General features: G+C 66.1%; 14 protein-coding genes. 2 read left to right on the plus strand and 12 right to left on the minus strand.

Translation table 11 applies throughout. The features are described 5' to 3' along the window. The first annotated feature begins 43 nt into the window (after positions 1–43). Positions 44–2,794, plus strand: coding sequence for a ribonucleoside-diphosphate reductase subunit alpha (locus ACHFB9_RS10765; RefSeq protein ID WP_417067068.1), 2,751 nt, complete (start codon positions 44–46; stop codon positions 2,792–2,794). Then, complete coding sequence (locus tag ACHFB9_RS10770) at positions 2,791–3,816, plus strand: ribonucleotide-diphosphate reductase subunit beta (RefSeq protein ID WP_417067070.1); 1,026 nt, start codon at positions 2,791–2,793, stop codon at positions 3,814–3,816. Before ACHFB9_RS10765 ends, ACHFB9_RS10770 begins: the two co-directional genes overlap by 4 nt. Before the next feature lie 252 nt (positions 3,817–4,068). Here ACHFB9_RS10770 and map read toward each other — a convergent pair whose 3' ends face one another. The 12 genes from map to ACHFB9_RS10830 all read right to left on the minus strand — a co-directional run bounded on the left by map (position 4,069) and on the right by ACHFB9_RS10830 (position 15,417). After that, positions 4,069–4,827 carry a type I methionyl aminopeptidase gene (gene map / locus ACHFB9_RS10775; protein ID WP_417067071.1) on the minus strand — a complete coding sequence of 253 codons (759 nt, stop codon included), beginning with the start codon at positions 4,825–4,827 and terminating at the stop codon, positions 4,069–4,071. Then, on the minus strand, positions 4,824–5,078 hold the full coding sequence (locus tag ACHFB9_RS10780; RefSeq protein ID WP_417067073.1) for a ParD-like family protein: 255 nt from the start codon (positions 5,076–5,078) through the stop codon (positions 4,824–4,826). The genes map and ACHFB9_RS10780 overlap by 4 nt, the downstream gene beginning before the upstream one ends. Before the next feature lie 62 nt (positions 5,079–5,140). Further along, the gene (locus ACHFB9_RS10785) at positions 5,141–6,688 is read right to left on the minus strand and encodes a diguanylate cyclase (RefSeq protein ID WP_417067075.1); all 1,548 of its coding nucleotides are present in this window, start codon (positions 6,686–6,688) and stop codon (positions 5,141–5,143) included. A 110-nt stretch (positions 6,689–6,798) separates the two neighbouring features. Beyond that, complete coding sequence (locus ACHFB9_RS10790; RefSeq protein WP_417067076.1) at positions 6,799–8,064, minus strand: Y-family DNA polymerase; 1,266 nt, start codon at positions 8,062–8,064, stop codon at positions 6,799–6,801. A 10-nt stretch (positions 8,065–8,074) separates the two neighbouring features. After that, positions 8,075–8,524, minus strand: a complete 450-nt coding sequence (locus ACHFB9_RS10795; protein WP_417067078.1) for a LexA family protein — start codon at positions 8,522–8,524, stop codon at positions 8,075–8,077. A gap of 70 nt (positions 8,525–8,594) precedes the next feature. After that, positions 8,595–10,070: a diguanylate cyclase domain-containing protein gene (locus ACHFB9_RS10800; protein ID WP_417067080.1), complete on the minus strand. Its 1,476-nt coding sequence runs from the start codon at positions 10,068–10,070 to the stop codon at positions 8,595–8,597. 86 nt (positions 10,071–10,156) lie between these two features. Beyond that, the gene (locus ACHFB9_RS10805; RefSeq protein WP_417067082.1) at positions 10,157–11,101 is read right to left on the minus strand and encodes a LysR family transcriptional regulator; all 945 of its coding nucleotides are present in this window, start codon (positions 11,099–11,101) and stop codon (positions 10,157–10,159) included. Between the two features lie 67 nt (positions 11,102–11,168). Beyond that, entirely contained in the window at positions 11,169–11,579 is a 411-nt protein-coding gene (locus ACHFB9_RS10810; RefSeq protein WP_417067083.1) for a DoxX family protein, read from the minus strand. A 30-nt stretch (positions 11,580–11,609) separates the two neighbouring features. Next, entirely contained in the window at positions 11,610–12,311 is a 702-nt protein-coding gene (locus ACHFB9_RS10815) for a pirin family protein (protein ID WP_417067084.1), read from the minus strand. Between the two features lie 157 nt (positions 12,312–12,468). After that, entirely contained in the window at positions 12,469–12,879 is a 411-nt protein-coding gene (locus ACHFB9_RS10820; protein ID WP_417067085.1) for a VOC family protein, read from the minus strand. Between the two features lie 122 nt (positions 12,880–13,001). Next, positions 13,002–13,880, minus strand: a complete 879-nt coding sequence (locus ACHFB9_RS10825) for a metallophosphoesterase family protein (protein WP_417067086.1) — start codon at positions 13,878–13,880, stop codon at positions 13,002–13,004. Between the two features lie 166 nt (positions 13,881–14,046). Then, complete coding sequence (locus ACHFB9_RS10830) at positions 14,047–15,417, minus strand: L-serine ammonia-lyase (protein WP_417067088.1); 1,371 nt, start codon at positions 15,415–15,417, stop codon at positions 14,047–14,049. Between the last annotated feature and the right edge of the window lie 164 nt (positions 15,418–15,581).

Consider the following 15,581-nt stretch of genomic DNA (forward strand, 5'->3'; position numbering starts at 1 on the left):
GCGTCTCTCGCCTGCCCCGCCGCCAGCCAGCGAGGATAGACAGATGAACGCCACCGCCCCTGCGCTCAGCGCCCAGGCCCACTCCTTCGAAGTGATCCGCCGCGACGGAGCCATCACCCCCTTCGATGCCGGGAAGATCGCGACCGCGCTCGGCAAGGCCTTCATCGCCGTCGAAGGCGGCGCCGCTTCGGCCCGCCAGCGCGATCTGGTCGCGCGCCTGACCGACGCGGTGGTCCAGGCCTTCGCGCGCCGCCTGCCGGCCGGCGGCACGCTGCACATCGAGGACATCCAGGACCAGGTCGAGCTCGCGCTGATGCGCGCAGGAGAGCACGACGTCGCCCGAGCCTATGTGCTCTATCGCGAGAAGCGCGCCGCCGAACGCGCCGCGCAGCAGGCGGCGGCGCCGATCCGGCTGCAGGTGAAGGACGGCGACGCGCTGCGCCCGCTCGACGAAGCCGCGCTGCTCGCGCAGATCGAGGAAGCCTGCCAGGGCCTCTCCGACGTGTCGGCCCGGACCGTGCTGCAGCACACGCTGGCCAACCTCTACGACGGGGTCAGCGTCGCCGCGGTGCGCCAGGCCCTCGTGATGGCCGCGCGCACGCTGATCGAACGCGACCCGGCCTACTCCCGGCTCGCCGCCCGGCTGCTGTTGCGCAACGTCTGCATTGACGTGCTCGGCGAGGAGCTGGGCCACGCGGAAACAGCCGCGCGGCTGCCCGAAGCCTTCCCCGGTCTGATCCGCGAAGGCGTCGAAGCCGGCCTGCTCGACCCGCGCCTCGCCGACTACGACCTTCCCCGGCTCGCCGCCGCGCTCGACGTCGCGAACGACCTGCGCTTCGACTATCTGGGCCTGCAGACGCTGTACGACCGCTACTTCCTGCACATCGACGAGCGCCGCATCGAGCTGCCGCAGACCTTCTTCATGCGTGTCGCGATGGGCCTCGCGCTGAACGAAAAGGAGCGCGACGCGCGCGCGATCGAGTTCTACCGCCTGCTCTCGGGCTTCGACTTCATGAGCAGCACACCGACGCTGTTCAACTCCGGCACGCTGCACTCCCAGCTCTCGTCCTGCTACCTCGCGACGGTCGAGGACGACCTCGCCAGCATCTACCAGGCGGTCAAGGAGAATGCGCTGCTGCAGAAATACGCCGGGGGCCTCGGCAACGACTGGACTCCGGTGCGCGCGCTGGGCAGCCTGATCCGCGGCACCAATGGCAAGAGCCAGGGCGTGATCCCCTTCCTCAAAGTCGTCAACGACACGGCTCTCGCGGTCAATCAGGGCGGCAAGCGCAAGGGCGCGGTCTGCGCCTATCTGGAGACCTGGCACCTCGACATCGAGGACTTCCTCGACCTGCGCAAGAACACCGGCGACGAGCGGCGGCGCACCCACGACATGAACACCGCGAACTGGATTCCGGACCTGTTCATGCAGCGCGTCATCGAAAGCTCGGAGTGGACGCTGTTCTCTCCGTCCGACGCGCCCGATCTGCACGATCTGTGCGGCGCAGCTTTCCGCGAAGCCTATCTGGGCTACGAGGAGAAGGCCGCGCGTGGCGAACTCAAACTCTTCAAGAAGATCCCGGCCGTCCAGCTCTGGCGCAAGATGCTGACGATGCTCTACGAGACCGGCCACCCGTGGATCACGTTCAAGGATGCCTGCAACCTGCGCTCGCCGCAGCAGCACGCCGGCGTGATCCACAGCTCGAACCTGTGCACCGAGATCACGCTGAACACCTCAAACGACGAGACCGCAGTCTGCAACCTCGGCTCGGTGAACCTGCCCGCCCATCTGATATTCGAGGACGGGCACTGGCAGCTGGATCGGAGCAAGCTCGCCCGGACGATCACGACCGCGATGCGCCTGCTCGACAACGTCGTCGACATCAACTTCTACGCGACCGAGAAGGCGCGCAACGCGAACCAGCGTCACCGCCCGGTCGGCCTGGGAATCATGGGCTTCGCGGACTGCCTGCACCGGATGGGCCTCGCCTTCGCGAGCCGCGAAGCGGTCGAGTTCGCCGACCGCTCGATGGAGGCGATCTGCTACGAGGCATACCGGGCGTCGAGCGATCTCGCCCGCGAGCGCGGCATCTATTCGAGCTACCGGGGCAGCCTGTGGGACAAGGGAATTCTGCCGATCGATTCGATCGCGCTGCTCGAAGCCGGGCGCGGCGAAGCGATCGCCGTGGACCGCTCATTGACTCTGGACTGGGACGCGCTGCGCGCGAAGATCGCCCGCGACGGCATGCGCAACTCGAACTGCGTCGCGATCGCGCCGACCGCGACGATCTCGAACATCGTCGGCGTCTCCGCCTGCATCGAGCCCGACTATCAGAACCTCTATGTGAAGTCGAACCTGTCGGGCGAGTTCACGGTCGTCGGCGAGCACCTGGTGCGCGACTTGAAAGCGCTGGGCCTGTGGGACGAAGTGATGATCGCGGACCTGAAGTACTTCGACGGTTCGCTGGCCCGGATCGACCGGGTGCCGGACGCGCTGAAGGCGCGCTACGCGACCGCTTTCGAGATCGCACCGGAATGGCTGATCGAGGCGGCTGCGCGTCGCCAGAAGTGGATGGACCAGGCGCAGTCGCTGAACCTCTATCTCGCCTCGCCCTCGGGCCGCAAGCTCGACGAGATGTACAAGCTCGCCTGGAAGTCCGGCCTGAAGACGACCTACTACCTGCGCACGCTGGGCGCGACTGCGGTCGAGAAGACCGCGACGGCGCAGCCAGCCGCGCCCGCCGAAGCGAAATTCTGCTCGATCGACAACCCCGACTGCGAGGCCTGCCAATGAACGCCCCCACTCCTTCGCTGGCCGCCGTGCGCGCCCAGGACAAGCGCATCGTCGGCGGCCGCGGCGACATCAACCAGCTCGCGCCGTTCAAGTACCCGTGGGCCTGGGAGTTCTTCCTGAACGCGAACAAGAACCACTGGACGCCGCTCGAAATCTCTATGGCCCAGGACGTGCACGACTACCAGCACCGCCTCTCCGCTGCCGAGCGCCATGTATTCGAGAACGTGCTGGCCTACCTGACCACGTCGGACATCCTCGCGATGCGCAACATCGGCCTCGCGGTCATGGAGAAGATGGGCGCGCCCGAGCTGCAGATCTATCAGGCCCGCCAGGTCTATGAGGAGGCGCTGCACACCTGGACCTACCAGCACTGCATCGAGAGCCTGGGCCTCGATCAGCAGGAGATCTACAACCGCTACCGGGTCGTGCCCGAGATCCACGGCAAGATCGCGCTCGCGAACCGCCGCCTGGAGCGCGTGCTGCGCTCGGACATGGATCTCGCCGACCGCGACAACCTGCACGAGTTCGCGCTGTCCTATCTCTTCTTCGCGGCGATCTTCGAGGGCTGCTGGTTCTACAACGGCTTCACGCCGATCTTCGCTCTGCAGCGGCGCGGTCTGATGAAGGGCACGGCCGAGCAGCTCCAGTACATCATGCGTGACGAAGTGCTGCACTGCGCCTTCGGCATCCGCGTGGTCCGCGAGCTGATCCAGGAAGAGAATCTGACGCTCGATCCGCGCGCGCTGCGCGAACTCTGGGACGAGGCGGAAGCGGTCGAGTCGGCCTATGCGGGCTATGTGCTGCGCGAGCCGATCCTCGGTTACTCGGCCGATCTGCACCGCTCCCAGTTCCGCTTCGTCGCGAACCGCCGCGCCCGCCAGCTGGGCCTCACCGAGCCCTTCCCCGGCGCCGAGAACGTGCTGCCCTGGCTCGACGAACAGGCCAACCTGCGCAAGGAGAAGAACTTCTTCGAGACCCGGGTCACCGAGTACCAGAGCGGCGGCGGCCTGGCCTGGGACTGAGCTCCGGCGGGACTCAGGGCCTGTCGCCCCCTCGCGGGGTCGAGCCCCCCTCCCCCCTCGCGGGGGAGGGCCGGGGAGAGGGGCAGCGGCGCTTCGCGCTGCGATCACGTCGTCGGGGCACTCGCGTGCTCCGCGGTCATAGCGTCGGCGCAGGGCGCCGCAATTACGTCGTCGGCGCACTGAGCGCCGCGACGATACGGGTGGGCGCTGCGCGCCCGAAATCACGCCCGATTGCGGCGCTTCGCGCCGCAATCACGTCGTGAGCACCTCGAAGCCGTCTTCGGTCACGACGACCATGTGTTCCCACTGCGCGGACAGCGAGCGGTCCTGGGTGACCACGGTCCAGCCGTCGGGAAGCGTGCGGACCTGACGCTTGCCGGCGTTGATCATCGGTTCGATCGTGAAGATCATGCCCGGCATCAGCTTGAGCCCCTGCCCCCTGCTCCCATAGTGCAGGACCTGCGGATCCTCGTGGTAGCCCTTGCCGATGCCATGACCGCAGTACTCGCGGACGACGCTGAAGCCTTCGCGGTGCGCGACGGTCTGGATCGCGTGCCCGACGTCGCCGAGCGTCGCACCGGGGCGCACTTCGCGGATTCCGGCCCACATCGCTTCATAGGTCGTCTCGACGAGGCGCTTCGCCTGTGCGCTCGGCTCGCCAACGCAGTACATCCGGCTCGTATCGCCGTACCAGTCGTCCTTGATGACCGCGATGTCGATGTTGACGATGTCGCCGTCCTTGAGCACCGTCGCGCCGGGAATCCCGTGGCAGACCACATGATTGACCGAGGTGCAGACGGTCTTCGGGAAACCGTAATAGCCGACGTTCGCGGGAATCGCCTTCTGGACCTTGACGATATGCTCGTTGCAGATCCGGTCGAGCTCGTCGGTCGTGACTCCGGCCTTGACGTGCTCGCCGATGATGTCCAGCACTTCGGACGCGAGCCGCGCCGCGATGCGCGCCTTCGCGATCTCGTCGGCGCTCTTGATCAATACCCCCGGCCCTCTCATTGGACACCTCGCAGCGCGGCCTGCGCAGAAGGCTCGCTCGCGACGGCGAGCGCTCCGATCTCCAGCCCCCCGGCCAGCTCGGAGCGGACCAGCAGCCGGCAGATCTCGCTGTGGTTCAGCTCGGGGTGAAGCTCGGCGAGCATCCCGACCCGCATCCAGTGCTCGGCCTGGGCGTTGATCGAACGGTTCAGCGCGTTGCTGGCGATGCGCAGATTCTCGTGCATGCCATCCGAAATCTTGACGAGGCCCACGGTGACTCCATACAAAACATAGATGTTTCGTATATTGCCAGATTTCGCGCGGCGCGTGCGCTTCAGCGCCCCGCCAACGTGAGCCGCTGGACAAAGGGCGCGTACTTTCCATCCTCGATCAGCAGATGCTGGGCCGAAAATTCGTAGATCACGAAGTGGAGAAGCTCGGCGAGGTCGAGTTCGTTCCGTGCATAGCGTTCGAGCAGACTCCTGGCCCGCTCGATCAGGCGGCGGTGCTGCGCCTGGTGCTCTTCGCAATCGGGATAGTCGAGCTTTTCGAGTAGCGCCTCCTCGTCGAGCATGTGCTCTTCCATCGCCAGAAGGAAGGACGCAACCCGGTCCGCGATCTGCTGCCGCGAAGCGCCTCCGGTCATCGCGCCGAGCAATTGGTTCGCCTGTTCGAAGAGCTGGCGGTGCTGCTGATCCAGCATCCGGTTCCCGGTCTCGAATTCCCGACTCCAGATGAGCCTGGCCACGCCCGGAGCGGACGGAGAATCTTCGCTGAGCAATGGCATCTCCGCCTCGACCCTGTTTCGCCCCTCGGCCTTGGCCCGGTACAGGGCCAGGTCGGCACGGGCGAGCCATGCGTCCCAGCTGTCCGAAGACTGGCAGGACGAAAAGCCCAGACTGGCCGTGATCCGTATACCGTTTGCGTGCTCAGCCGTCTCAACGGCCGCGCGGATCCGCTCGGCGATCGCTGCAGTCACGAAGTAGCTGCTCGCGGGCAGCAGCACGATGAACTCCTCGCCCCCCCAGCGCCCCAGCACGTCGGTGTTGCGAATACAGGACTGCACCGTCGCAGCGAAGTCCTTCAGGATCTGATCGCCGACCCCGTGCCCGTGCTGATCGTTGATCGCCTTGAAGAAGTCCAGATCGATCATGATCAGCGAGACCGGAGTGCCGTAGCGCGCCAGGCGCAGCATCTCCTGCTGCGCAACCTCCTCGATGCGGAAGCGGTTCCAGCAGTCGGTCAACTTGTCCTTCATCGCCATCTGCCGCGTCCTCTCGTCCGCTCTCTCCTTGGTCATCAGCACAAAGCCCAGGCTGACCAGGTTCAGCGAGACGAAGGCGGACAAAAAGCGCAGCGATTGGGCGAGGGTCGGATCAGTGATGCTCTGAATCCGCTCCGAGCCGGAGAGCTCGGCGATCGCGGTGATCGCCAGGACCAGGAAGAACAGAAATACCCCAGCCGTCAGCAGGTAGATCCCCCTGCCGCGGCTCTCCCTCAGCGCGCGGGCAAGATGGCCGAGCAGGATCAGCTCCTGAACCAGGAAGACCGCGCCATTGATCGCCATCCGTGCCGAGATGTTCGACATGAAGGCTGCGAATCCGAGCGCGACCACCGCCACCGGAGTCAGCAGAACCCAGCGCGAGATCCTGCGCTCCAGGAAAACGCCCACGGCATGAATCAGGAAGGAAAAGGCGCTGACCAAGGCGACGTTGGCGACCCAGACCGACAGCAGATCGGGGATACGCCCCCTCAGCGCATAGAGGCAATAGGTCAGCGCGTGAAGGGCCAGGCAATAGGTCAGTGGTCTCAGACCATCCCTGTCCTCGCGCTTCGCCACCCAGCCGATCGCGAGGCACAGGGTCAGACTCGATGTGATCATGACCACGAACAACGTTGGAATGTGTATCGGCATGGAAGAAGCACTGAGCGAGTTCACGGGCCTGCCACAGGCAGGACGTCGCATTCTAGCGTCAGCCCGCCCGACTCACGCTAAGCCGCCCGCACGCTGAGCAGTTGCGCCCAGTCGCTGGTGCAGGCGGGCGACAGGTGCTCGCGGCGCATCGCCCAGCCCTGCTCCAGCCCCTCGACCGAGAGCTGCACGGTGCCTCGCCCCCAGCGGCGGTTGATCGCGTCGAGCGTGCACATCAACGCATCAACCCGCCCATCGTCGGCGGCTTCGAACAGCCCGCCCTGCCGGCTGCCGCGCGGCTCGAGCTCGGTCAGCATCACCGCGGCTTTCTGGTACGCGAAGCCGGGCCGATAGATCCGCTTGAGCGCAGCCAGGGCACAACCAGTCAGCGCGCGCGTATCGTCGGTCGGCTCGGGGAGCGGGAGGGTCAGCGAGCGCTGATAGGGCGGAGTTCGAAACGGGCTGGTCCGGATATGGACGTGAACGGCGCCGGCGAGCGAGCGCTGGGCCCTGAGCTTCTCGGCCGCGCGGGCGATATGGCTCGCGACCGCCTCGCCAAGCTCGGCCTGCTCATAGACGGCGACACCAAAGGAGCGGCTGACCATGATCTGCCGCCGGTCCGGAGCGATCTCTTCGAGCGCGAGACAGGACTCGCCGCGCAGCTCGCGGACCGTGCGCTCCAGCACGACCGAGAAGCGCCTGCGGATCGCAGCCGGATCGGCGCCGCGCAACTGGCGCACGCTCCGTATGCCCTGCTCTTCGAGGCCGGTGGCGTTGCGCCGGCCGACGCCCCAGACCTCGCCGACCGCGATCCGCTCGAAGAGCGCCTCGCGCTCGGCGTCGGACAGCCGCGACAGATCGCAGACTCCATCGCGGCCGGCGAGCGCCTTCTTCGCGCAGTGGTTGGCGAGCTTCGCGAGCGTCTTGCTCGGGCCGATTCCGACACAGACCGCGAGGCCCAGCCACTGCGCGATCCGCGCGCGGATTTCGGCTCCGCGCGCCTCGGCCTCCCCCGTCAGCCCCTCCAGGTCGAGGAAGCACTCGTCGATCGAATAGGCTTCAAGGCTGGGCGAGAACAGGCCGAGGATCTCGGCGAAGCGATTGCTCATGTCCGCATAGAGCGCGTAGTTCGACGAGCGGGGAACGATGCCGTCGCGGCGGGCCCGATCCTTGATCTGGTGCCACGGCGCGGCCATAGGCACGCCGAGCGCCTTCGCTTCAGCGCTGCGCGAGACGACGCAGCCGTCGTTGTTCGACAGCACGACGACCGGCTGGCCGGCGAGGGCCGGGTCGAACAGCTGCTCGCAGGACGCATAGAAATTGTTGCAGTCGACCAGCGCGAACATGTCCTCCCCTTCAGGCCGGCACCCGGGCGAAACGCCCGGTCACGACGCCCCAGATCAGCAGCTCCATGCCTTCGCGGACTTCGAGCGGCGGATAGGCCGGGTTCTCGGCCAGCAGCGCGACCCGCCCGTCGCGGTGATGGAGGCGCTTGACCAGGCGCTCGCCATCGACGAATGCGACGACGATATGGCCGTGCTGCGCGCCGATGCTGCGGTCGACGACCAGGATGTCGCCAGCGAAGATCCTCGCCCCTTCCATCGAGTCGCCCTGGACCTCGAAGAAGAAGGTTGAGACCGGTGAGCGGACCAGGTAGTCGTTGATGTCGAGGCGCTTCTCGGCGTAGTCGGCGGCCGGAGACGGAAAACCCGCCGAAACCCGGCCGGCGGCCAGAGGACGCGCGAGTGCGGGAGCATCCGGCTGGGGTAGCCAGAGTTCGGGACTGGAAAAAGGCTTGGCGGGCATGATGGGCACAGAGAGTACGATGACTGTAATTTTATACAGTCATCGTAAATTACCCAAGAAAAGCCTTGCCTCAAGCTCCGAGCGGACAGGCGGGCGGCATCGCGGGATCGAAGACCTTGACCTGATTGCCTCCGCGATCCTTCGCGTAGTACATCGCGCGGTCGGCATTCTTCGCGATCTCGCCCTCGTCTTCGCCGTGCTCGGGATAGACCGCGATGCCCAGACTCGCCGAGAGCGAGAGTTCGAGTTCATCGACCGACATGGGTTGGCTCAGCGCCGCGCGGATCTTCTCCGCGACGCGGGCCGCGTCCTCGGCGCAACTGATGTCGCGCAGCAGCACGACGAACTCGTCCCCCCCGATCCGTCCGACCGTATCCGATGCGCGGATGCACTCGCTCATCCGCCGGGCGGCCTGCTGCAGAACCCGGTCGCCGACCGCATGGCCGAAGCGGTCGTTGATCGGTTTGAAGCGGTCCAGATCGATGAAGATCAGCGCGAGCCGACTCGCATTGCGCTTCGCTTCGGCGAAGCCCTGCTCGACATGCCCGAAAAACAGCGCGCGATTGGGCAGATCGGTCAGCACGTCGTAATGGGCGAGGTGCTCCAGGTCGGCCCTCTGGCTCTCCAGCTCCCGCGTGATCGTCTCCAGCGCGCGGGTGCGCTGTCCGACCTGGCGGCGCAGCAGCAGGCTGAGAGAGCCGAGCAGCAGCAGGCTGCCGCCCAGTCCGAGCAGGGACCACATCATCCAGTGCGGCACCAGCATTTCGGGGGAGGCGGCCATCGCCCGGTGCAGCGCTTCAAAATAGATCGAATCGGCATCGATGCGCCAATCCGCCAGATGAGCATCGATGCGGCGCAGCAGATCGGCATTTCGTCCCTTGCCAGTCGCGAAATACAGGTTGCTCGGACGAAAGATGATGGGCGTCTCGAGCAGCTTGTACTTGCGCCCGTTGTAGGCGGCGAAGAGGCTGTTGGTCGCGACCGCATCGGCTTCGCCCGCCATGACCGCGGCGAAGCCCTGGTCAAACGTGCTGACCAGGATGGGGCGGTAGCGGAGGTTTTCGCTCGCCATCAGATTGTCGAAGAGGGGTTTCTGGATTCCCCCCTCCAGGATAGCGACTCGCTTGCCGGCAAGGTCGGCCAGCGACAGCACCTTGAGCCGGGGCGCGCAGTAGACCTGGGACCACTGGCTGGTGACCGAGATACGATGAAAGTCGTAGTGCTGGGTCCGCTCGACGGAAAAGGCGACATCGGGCATCAGGTCGAGCTCGCCGCGCTCGACCTGCTTCAGGCAGTCCGCCCACGCGCAGCGGACATAGCGCAGCTTCCAGCCCTCCAGGCGCGCCATCGCATCGAGCAGTTCGACGAACAGGCCCGCCGGCCGGCCATTTCCCGCCGTGTAGATTTTGGGGGCGTTCTCGTACAGACCGACCGTGACCAGCCTGCGCTCGCCCTTCCCCCCTGCGACGAGGAGCCAGGCAAGAAGAGCCACCGCGAGCAGAGTCGCGAAAACCGTGACGAGAAGCGGAAAGCCTGGGCGTTTCATGCACGGAGAAGCCAAGTTTGGCGATTCTGTCACTATAGAAGCCAGCGCCGATGCTGACTACGCAGTTTGCCGCCCCGGCGGCAAGCTCAGAGGGGTCGGCCGCGCTCGCCGAGCAGAGCCGAACGGGTCACCGCCGAGCCCAGCTGATCGAGCCACCAGCGCAGCGCACGCCCCGGCCCCGCGGGGCCGCTCTTGCGCCAGGCGTAGAGCGTCTCGATCTGGTGCTCGGCCCGCTCGACGCTTTTGGCGACCAGACGACCGGCGTCGATATAGGGCTGGGCAAAGCGGGTCGGCAGGAATCCGACGCCCAGTCCCCGGATCTGCGCATCGAGCTTCGCCGGCAGGTCCGGCACCGTGAACACGTCCTGCCCGGTCAATAGCCCGATGGTCATGCTCACCCCCTGCCGCGCCGAATCGGCGATCGCAACGGCCCGATGGCCGAGGATCTGCTTGTCGGACAGGGGTTCGGAAACGTTCGCCAGCGGGTGATGGGGCGCGACGGCGAAGACGAAACTGACGGTGCCGAGCGGCTCGCGGAGCAGATCGCTCTTCGTGTTGTCATCCATGACCACGCCCAGTGCGAGGTCGGCCTGTCCGGAGTTCAGCGCTTCCAGCGTTCCCGACAGGGTTTCGGCCCTGAGCTTGAGCCGGCTCGAAGGCCCCTGGCTCAGGAATTTCTCGCACAACTCCATCACCGTCGTGCGGTCGATGATGCTGTCGACGGCGATCGTCAGCTGGGGCTCCCATCCGGTCGCGACACGCTTGACGCGGTTGGCGACCGCGTCGATTTCCGCGAGCACGCGCTCGCCTTCGCGCAGCAGCTCGGCCCCCGCATCGGTCAGTCTGGCCTGACGGGAGCTGCGATCGAAGAGCAGCACGTCGAGCGCTTCCTCGATCTGCCGCACGCGGTAGCTCAACGCGCTGGGCACCATGTTGCTAGCGCGCGCCGCCGCCGCGAAGCTGCCCGATTCCGCGATCGCCTGGAGCATCGCGAGAGCACTGGGGGTCAATACATCGCGGGGGGTGAGCATCGCGGCGGCCTCGATTCAGATACCGTCAATGGTGCCACGAAAGCCTCGCCCCGCTCAGGAACGGCGCTCAGCGCTTGCGCTGCGCGTCCAGACTCCAGGCGCCCGCGCCCCAGGCCGCCAGAGTCAGAAGCCCGCCGACCACGGCGATGTTCTTGAAGAAGAGCAGCTGGGTCACATACTGCTGATCCGCCGGAACCGCCCAGAACGCATGGAAGAAGAACGAAGCGACCAGCGTAAAAACAGCCAGGACCAGTGCCGCCAGACGCGTGCCGAATCCCGAGATCAGCGCGAGGCTGCCGAGGATTTCGACGGCGAGCGCGATCACCGCTCCCAGCGCAGGCAGGGGCAGGCCCGCGGACGCGATGTAGGCAACCGTGCCCGCGAAACCGGTGACTTTGCCGATGCCGGCGGGCAGGAAAAGCAAAGCGAGGAGGAGACGTCCCGCGAGGGACAGCGAGTTCTGAAGTTTGTCGTTCATGATTGGACTCCGGGTATCGGTTTGAGGGGGTCAGGCGGCCAGGTCGAACACCAGCACTTCGGCGTCGCGGCCTTCGGAAAGGGTGATTTGGCTCTCGCCATCGAGCATCAGCGCATCGCCTGCATCGAGCCTCTGCCCATTGACGAGCAGGCTGCCGCGCACCAGATGCACATAGGCCTTGCGCGCCGGGGCGAGTGCGAGCTCGGCGCGCTCATCGCCGTCGAAGAGTCCGGCATAAAGCGCCGCATCGGCGTGGATGCGGACCGAGTCCCGCGCGCCGTCGGCCGAGGCGACCAGGCGCAGCGCGCCGCGCTTGTCGGCCGCCGGAATCGTCTTCTGCTCGTAGCCCGGCTCGATGCCGGTCACGTCAGGCTCGATCCAGATCTGCAGGAAATGCGTCGTCTGATCCTGGGCGTGGTTGAACTCGCTGTGCGTGACGCCGCTTCCCGCGCTCATCCGCTGCACGTCGCCGGGCGGAATGCCCTTGACGTTGCCCAGGCTGTCCTGGTGCGCCAGCTCTCCGCTCAGCACATAGCTGATGATCTCCATGTCGCGATGGCTGTGCTTGCCAAAGCCAGTACCCGCGGCGATCCGGTCCTCATTGATCACGCGCAGGTTTCCCCAGCCCATGTGCGCGGGATCGTAATAGCCGGCGAACGAGAAAGAATGGTAGCTCTTGAGCCAGCCGTGATCGGCATAGCCCCGGTCCTGAGATTTGCGAAGCGCGAGCATGACGGATCTCCCTGTTGACGAGATCCATTCTCAGCTCTCCCGGCGCGGCGTTGGCGCTCAGCGTTTCACGATACCGTTCAAAATTTTTGAACGCCTGATGAAACCGCGGGAAAGGGTCAGAGGGCTCGCAAGCCCTCTTCGCGCCGCCGGAACAAACCTACTCGAACCACGAATAAGGGTTGAAAGCGACTTCCCACAGGAAGCCGTCGGGATCCGCGAAATAGCCCGAATAGCCGCCCCAGAACACCTGCTGGGGCGCTTTCGTGATCTTTGCGCCGGCAGCAAGCGCCTTGTCCATCAGCAGATTCACTTCGTCGCGATCGCGCGCGAGCTGGGCCAGCGTGAAGCCGGAGAAACCCGCAGGCCCATCGGGAACCTGGGCATCCTCGGCGAGCAGCGGACGCGGGTACAGGGCCAGCCACAGCGTGCCGTGGTTCACTTCAAAGAAGGAGATACCCTCGCCGCTCTTGTCGGCAAGGTAAGGCCAGCCCAGACCATCGCGGTAGAACGCGGTGCTGACGGCGAGGTCGGCGACGCCGAGCGTGACGATGCTGATTCGAGGGTCCATGTCCTGATCCTGTCGTGAGGGAATCCGCAGTGTAGCCCGGCTGCGCTCAGCACAAATGGACGCTGAGCGCAACGTGAAAGCTCATCGCGCAGCCCCTTCCTGCGATCGCCCTTCGCCCCCCCTCATCGGGTCCAGCACGCCTCCGGCAAGCGGCACCAGATCGCCCTGACCGCCGCATCTCCCTCGACCGAGATCCGGCAGTAGCTCTGCCTGTCGACGGCGCTGTTCGCGTCGGCCAGGATGCAGCCCTGAACAGTGCCCGGACGGTACAGCGCGGTCGCACTGGGGAAAGTACGCCTCGACTCGTCCTGATGTCCATAGAGCAGAGCGGCCACGCCAGGCTGCTCTATGCAGGCTTTCAGGGCACGCCTGTCCTCTTCGGCAAGCCCCATCACGCAGTCAGGCTGCCCCGGAGTCAGAGGCTTGTGGTGAAGACACAGAATGCTCGGCCCCGCGAACGGCTCTTTCAGAGCTTTGACAAGCGCGTCCAGCTGATCCTTGCCCAGCGCCCCTCGGGAAAAATCCTTGATCCCGGTCCTGCTGCAGCTGTTCAGATAGAAAAGGCGGACCCGCTGCGCGCCGTCCGCGAAGATCTCCGTGCCGAGCGGCGCGCTGCCTTCGGAGAAGAAAGGCTCCATCCCGAGCGACTTGGCCAGTTTGTCAAAACGGCTCGCGCATTTTTGACTGAACTCTGTTCCGAAAAAACCACCCACGTCGTGGTTGCCCGGAACGATCCGGACCTCGCAACCGGTCTCGTTGCGGAACGCGTCGATCCGCCGGGCGACTTCGTCATACTGGTCCTTGTCGCCGGAATCGGTCAGATCGCCGGTGATGACGAGGACTCTCCCCCCCGGCATGCTCTTCACCGACGGGGCGAGATCCGCGAAGAGCCTGTCCAGCGCCATTTGATGGGGATTCGCAACCACATGGGTATCCGGATCCATCGGCTGTGCGATGATCTTCCCGCAGTGCAGATCGCTGATGTGGAACAGTGTGAGCATGGCCCAAGCTCCTCGACGGTCGCCCGACGGATCCGAATGACACCCGGGTCGAACGACAGGAATCAAACGTCAGGATAGTCAGGCGCGAGCACAGGGCAAGCGGAGAAATCCGGGGGGCTCACGCCCGGCACGGCAGCCGAGGACCCGTCGCGCGATCCGGCGCGGCTCAGCACAACCGCACGCTGAGCGCGAGCCCGCCCAGCGAGGTTTCCTTGTACTTCGTCTGCATCTCGGCGCCGGTCTCGCGCATCGCGCGGATCACCGCGTCGAGCGAGACCCTGTGCCCACCGTCGCCGCGCAGCGCCATCCGCGCGGCATTGACGGCCTTGACCGCGGCCACCGCGTTGCGCTCGATGCACGGGATCTGCACCAGCCCGCCGACCGGATCGCAGGTCAGACCCAGGTTGTGTTCCATGCCGATCTCGGCGGCGTGCTCGACCTGCTCGGGCGACCCGCCCAGCACTGCGGCAAGCCCCGCGGCGGCCATCGAACAGGCGACCCCGACTTCGCCCTGGCAGCCGACCTCGGCACCCGAGATCGACGCGTTGAGCTTGTAGATCGTGCCGATCGCGGCCGCGGTCAGCAGGAAATCCGCGATACCTTTTTCACTGGCTCCACGGACAAACCGGGCATAGTAGTGGAGCACGGCCGGGATCACGCCGGCCGCCCCGTTGGTCGGCGCCGTGACGACCCGGCCGCCGGCCGCGTTCTCTTCATTGACCGCCATCGCATAGAGGTTGATCCAGTCCATCTGTTCGAGCAAATCGGACGGCGTCGCCCCGCTCTCGCTCAGCGAAGCGAAGAGCCGCGGCGCGCGTCGGGCGATCCCGGAGACCGGCAGCGGCGTCGTCGCGACAAGCCCCCTCGCCACGCAGTCCTGCATCACGCGCCAGATATGCATCAGCGAGGATTCGATCTCGTCCTCGTCCCGCCAGGCGCGTTCGTTGGCCCGCATCACGCTGGCGATGCTGAGGCCGCTCGCCCGGCACTGCTCAAGCAGCGCATCTCCCGAACTGAACGGCAGGGCCGGCCCGCTGCGCTCGATGCCTCCACCCTGGGATGGATCGCTCGTGATGAAGCCCCCGCCTATCGAATAGACGGTCCGTGCCTCGAGCAAGCCCCCATCGCGATCGAAGGCGCGCAGTGTCAGCGCGTTCGGATGGGCAGGCAGAGGGGCGGGCAGAAAGCGGATCGCCCGCCCGGCCTCGAACGCGATGGCGTGCCTTCCCGCCAGCGCGAGTCGGCCGGATCTCGCGATCTCGTCGATCAGCGCTGCCGCCCGGTCCGGATCGACCGTCTCGGGCAGCTCGCCACAAAGCCCCAGCATGACGCCCCGGTCCGTCGCGTGTCCCCGCCCGGTCAGCCCGAGCGAACCGTGCAGATCGACTTCGACGCGGGCGGCGCGGGAAAGCAACCCGGCATCGAGCAGATGCTCGGCGAAAGCCTGGGCCGCGCGCATCGGGCCGACCGTGTGCGAACTCGAAGGCCCGAGGCCGACGCGGAAGAGATCGAAAGTGCTCAGATGAACAGGCTGCATGAGAAAACCGGAGTGATCCGCCCTCGGAACCCGGGCGGTTGCCGGCGATGATAACCCGCCCGCTGCCGCATCCCGCCCGGCTTTTCGGTCGCGATAAACCTTATATGCGGCGCGATATCGTCAGAGGCGCTCCGGGCTTCGCGACGGCAAAAGCGGGGAGCATC

The organism is Niveibacterium terrae (genome assembly GCF_048213115.1).
GTDB lineage: Bacteria > Pseudomonadota > Gammaproteobacteria > Burkholderiales > Rhodocyclaceae > Niveibacterium > Niveibacterium terrae.

What these genes read in the sequence shown, in the direction of transcription:
- ACHFB9_RS10810 (WP_417067083.1), bottom strand. Translation starts at nt 11,579, where the DNA reads ATGAACGACAAACTTCAGAACTCGCTGTCCCTCGCGGGACGTCTCCTC.
- map (WP_417067071.1), bottom strand. Translation starts at nt 4,827, where the DNA reads ATGAGAGGGCCGGGGGTATTGATCAAGAGCGCCGACGAGATCGCGAAG.
- ACHFB9_RS10800 (WP_417067080.1), bottom strand. Translation starts at nt 10,070, where the DNA reads ATGAAACGCCCAGGCTTTCCGCTTCTCGTCACGGTTTTCGCGACTCTG.
- ACHFB9_RS10790 (WP_417067076.1), bottom strand. Translation starts at nt 8,064, where the DNA reads ATGTTCGCGCTGGTCGACTGCAACAATTTCTATGCGTCCTGCGAGCAG.
- ACHFB9_RS10795 (WP_417067078.1), bottom strand. Translation starts at nt 8,524, where the DNA reads ATGCCCGCCAAGCCTTTTTCCAGTCCCGAACTCTGGCTACCCCAGCCG.
- ACHFB9_RS10805 (WP_417067082.1), bottom strand. Translation starts at nt 11,101, where the DNA reads ATGCTCACCCCCCGCGATGTATTGACCCCCAGTGCTCTCGCGATGCTC.
- ACHFB9_RS10825 (WP_417067086.1), bottom strand. Translation starts at nt 13,880, where the DNA reads ATGCTCACACTGTTCCACATCAGCGATCTGCACTGCGGGAAGATCATC.
- ACHFB9_RS10830 (WP_417067088.1), bottom strand. Translation starts at nt 15,417, where the DNA reads ATGCAGCCTGTTCATCTGAGCACTTTCGATCTCTTCCGCGTCGGCCTC.
- ACHFB9_RS10820 (WP_417067085.1), bottom strand. Translation starts at nt 12,879, where the DNA reads ATGGACCCTCGAATCAGCATCGTCACGCTCGGCGTCGCCGACCTCGCC.
- ACHFB9_RS10815 (WP_417067084.1), bottom strand. Translation starts at nt 12,311, where the DNA reads ATGCTCGCGCTTCGCAAATCTCAGGACCGGGGCTATGCCGATCACGGC.
- ACHFB9_RS10765 (WP_417067068.1), top strand. Translation starts at nt 44, where the DNA reads ATGAACGCCACCGCCCCTGCGCTCAGCGCCCAGGCCCACTCCTTCGAA.
- ACHFB9_RS10785 (WP_417067075.1), bottom strand. Translation starts at nt 6,688, where the DNA reads ATGATCACATCGAGTCTGACCCTGTGCCTCGCGATCGGCTGGGTGGCG.
- ACHFB9_RS10770 (WP_417067070.1), top strand. Translation starts at nt 2,791, where the DNA reads ATGAACGCCCCCACTCCTTCGCTGGCCGCCGTGCGCGCCCAGGACAAG.